The sequence below is a fragment of the Thermus aquaticus genome (assembly GCF_001280255.1).
Taxonomy (GTDB): Bacteria; Deinococcota; Deinococci; order Deinococcales; family Thermaceae; genus Thermus; species Thermus aquaticus.
Genome location: NZ_LHCI01000105.1, coordinates 3,628 through 6,628 on the forward strand (window position 1 = coordinate 3,628; position 3,001 = coordinate 6,628).

Sequence of the window (3,001 nt, forward strand, 5' to 3'; positions counted from 1 at the left end):
CTTATCGGGGGAAAACGCTCGCAAAACGGCCCGTGAACTCCTGGAGCCTGGCCTCGGCCACCTTGAGCATGTCCATGGATCACCCCCGGTACCAGATACGGGCTGCGCCCGCAAGGGGAGATTTACCACGAAACGGAGATGTGGGTAAAGTCCTGGTATGTGTAAGCGTTTGTGTACGGGGGGCATACCGCTCCTGAAGCATCTTCTCCAACGCCTCCCTCGCCTCCGAGAACCCTTTGAGCCGTAAGATGTTCGCTTCGCGAAGCAGCCTCTCCGCCCACCTCCCTTCTTGCCTCTCCGACTCCAGGTAAAGGAGCTTGTAAACCGCCTCCTCGCTGGGAAACTTGTGGTCGCGCACCTTCGTCCCCCGCCGAATCTCCCGAATGAACCTCTCCATCAGGTTGGTGCTCCGCAAGTACGGCCAAAGCACCTTGGGGTAGCCATAGAAGCGCAAAAAGGCCCCCGAGTCCCCAGCCCACAGGACCACCACCCCCGGGTACCGCGAACCCCAGGCCTCCCTCAAAGTCTCGTAGGCCGCTTTGGGGCCCCTACCCCAAATGGACCGCCAGGGCCTCCCCCCAAAGCCCCCGCCCCTCTTCTCGGGAGAGGGGTTCGTACCGGGCTTGCCAGGAGAGGCGAAGGAGCCGCTTGTAGGCCTTTCTCAGGGACCTCGGCAGGCCGGCCCGCTTGAAGAGCCCGTCCGCTTCCTCGTAGTCCCGGGGAACCTTAGCCTCGCCCAGGCGCTCCAGGCTCAGGGCGATGAGGAGGTGGTGCACCCCGTAGAAGAGGGCCACCACCGCCCAAAGGGGGTCCCGGTCAACCAGAAAGAAGGCCAGGGCCAGGTCTGCCCCCGCTCGGGCCCTACGCTTCTCGCTCTCGGGGAACAAGGATCACCGCCACGCCCACGTCCAGGGCGTCCTCGATATCCAGGAAGGCCTCTTCCAGAGCGTCTACGGCCTCCTCAGGCGCGCCCTTGCGGTAGAAGGCCAGGCCTCCCACCCCGGGGAAGGGCTCCCCGCTGAAGCGGTCCAGGCGGTACTCCAGGATGAGCCCCCGGGCCTTGGCCTCCTCCAGGAGGGCTTGGACCCGCCTGGCGGCCTCCTCCACCTGAGGGGGTAGGGTGAGGGTCATCCCCTTCATCTTACCAGGCCCGCCAGGACCTCCACCTCCTGGGCTCGGGCCTTGGCCACCTCCAGGCGGAACTTGGCCCGGGTAAGCGCCTCCTCGGCCTCCAGGAGGGCCTGGAAGAGCGTGGGGTAGAGGGCCCTAGCCTTGGCCTCCCGCTCCTCGGCGTTCCTGCCCGCCACCTCCCCGGCCAGAATCCCCCGGGCGATGGCCGCCTCTCTGGGGCCCCTAACCCCAGACGAACCGCCAGGGCCCGCCTCGCCCCGCTCCCGGCCCTGCACGGCCACCGCCGTCTTCCCGATGGCCGTCCTGACCCTCCCCAACAGGCCTTTCCGCCCGGTCCCCACCGCCCTCCCGTTTTGGGCTCCGGCGCCTTTTGGGGGACCCGATAGGTCAGCCGAAGGCTATGTTCCAAGGGGCGGGGGGAGAAGGATGGCCAGGGTCAGGAGCTCGGCCGGGGCAGCCTCCTGCGGGCTTACATGGGCCTGAGGGAAGGGGACCTCCACCCCCTGCGCCGCCACGCCCGGTACGCCCTGAGGGTCCGCCACGGGAAGACCCCGGAGGCGTTCGGCGGGCTCCAGGGCCTCCTGGACGGCGCCCGCAACCCGGGGGAGGTGATCGCCGGCGGGGTACCCGAGGGGCCCGTGCGCCGCTACCCCGTCCAGGCCCTGGCCTCGGGGGAACTCTCACCCCCGGGGCAGGGGTGGCTCCTCTGGGACCTCGCCTGGGAGAGGGCTAGGCCCCCGGGGAAATCTTGTCCCTGCGCTCGCCTTTTCGCCCCCAAAACCGGGGTAAGAAGACCGTCCCCACCGGAACCCCCGCCCCTACCCTCCTCGGGAGCAGGTCCCTCCCCTCCTCCCCAAGGGGAGAGCCTCCCCTTCAGGGGTCGGGGGAATCCCCACTCCTAGGAAGCTTCCCACGTCTCATCTTGTCCCTGCGCTTGTCCTTTCAGCCTTGAAGGCGAGGCAAGAAAACCGCCCCAACGAGAAAACCACCCCTTCACCCAAACGATGCCCTGAGGACCTGGAAATAGGAGGCGAGGCCCCTTCTCCGCCTTCGGCTAGAAGGCCCTCAGCGCTTCCAATGACCGGTCCACTCCGATGGCCCGACCCACCAACGACACGCTGCCATCAAAGTGGTCCCCGACCCGGCAAAAGAGTCCAGCACGAGATCCCCCGGTCGGCTCCCGGCCCCATCCCGTCCCGGACCGGGGCTCCGCCTGAAGGGCCCTCGTCTTGCCCCTGCGCTTTCTGCCCTGGCGTTGCCAGGGGGCAAGATGACGGCCCCTCGACTCTGGGACGGGCCGAAAGAGCGCCGAGGAAAGCCTCCCCTCTACCTCCCCGCCTCGGCCAGAATGGGCCGGGCAGTTAGGGGGAAGCGGTCTACGACTCCCTCCCCTCGAGAAAGCCTTCCACGCCCTACGTCCTGGGGGGGCGCCGAGGACTCCCCTCTTGCTCCTGTGCCTTTTGCCCAAAGTTATCCCTTCGTGTGCTCCCTCATAGCTCCGCCCCAGCCATCCCAAGCGAGGCCCGGCTCCGAACGCGGGTCCTGCCCCTGCCCCCGCTGGTCCATTTGGGGCTGGGACCCCAAAGAGGCTTAGCCTCTAGGGGGAGGAGGCCTCCCGGACACCCTCTCCGCCGGCAGCCGCAACCCCAGTTTCGCGAAAGATACCTTTCGCGAACGTAGCGTCCAACCTGGCCACCCCGGGTCGTTACCTGGAAAACCATCGGCGTTGAAAAGCCCGAGGAGGCCCTTTCGCCCCAGCCCCCTATGGCCGAAAGGGGCCAGGTTCACCTTGGCTCCGGGTTCGGCTTTTGTATCCCGTCGCCCACCCCCTTGCCTTCCCCCGGCGGCCGATGCCGAGGGCATGTCGGCC

3 protein-coding genes and 2 pseudogenes are annotated in these 3,001 nt (G+C 67.6%); 1 reads left to right on the forward strand and 4 read right to left on the reverse strand.

The features are described 5' to 3' along the window. Window positions 1-157: 157 nt before the first annotated feature. The 3 genes and pseudogenes from BVI061214_RS12310 to BVI061214_RS12785 all read right to left on the reverse strand — a co-directional run. Window positions 158-701 (reverse strand): annotated as a pseudogene (locus tag BVI061214_RS12310) (transposase); the annotation flags it as partial. A 160-nt stretch (window positions 702-861) separates the two neighbouring features. Continuing rightward, a complete protein-coding gene (locus BVI061214_RS00855; protein ID WP_053766923.1) occupies window positions 862-1,131 on the reverse strand; it encodes a hypothetical protein in 270 nt (89 codons plus the stop codon). A 5-nt stretch (window positions 1,132-1,136) separates the two neighbouring features. Further along, the gene (locus BVI061214_RS12785; RefSeq protein WP_156303189.1) at window positions 1,137-1,448 is read right to left on the reverse strand and encodes a hypothetical protein; all 312 of its coding nucleotides are present in this window, start codon (window positions 1,446-1,448) and stop codon (window positions 1,137-1,139) included. A gap of 147 nt (window positions 1,449-1,595) precedes the next feature. Between BVI061214_RS12785 and BVI061214_RS00865 the strand changes: the two are divergent. Further along, window positions 1,596-1,856, forward strand: a pseudogene (locus BVI061214_RS00865) (DUF4388 domain-containing protein); the annotation flags it as partial. Window positions 1,857-2,196: 340 nt separating this feature from the next. Here BVI061214_RS00865 and BVI061214_RS14145 read toward each other — a convergent pair. Then, window positions 2,197-2,400 (reverse strand): DNA methyltransferase, encoded by a 204-nt coding sequence (locus tag BVI061214_RS14145; protein ID WP_428843220.1) that lies wholly within the window; start codon window positions 2,398-2,400, stop codon window positions 2,197-2,199. Between the last annotated feature and the right edge of the window lie 601 nt (window positions 2,401-3,001).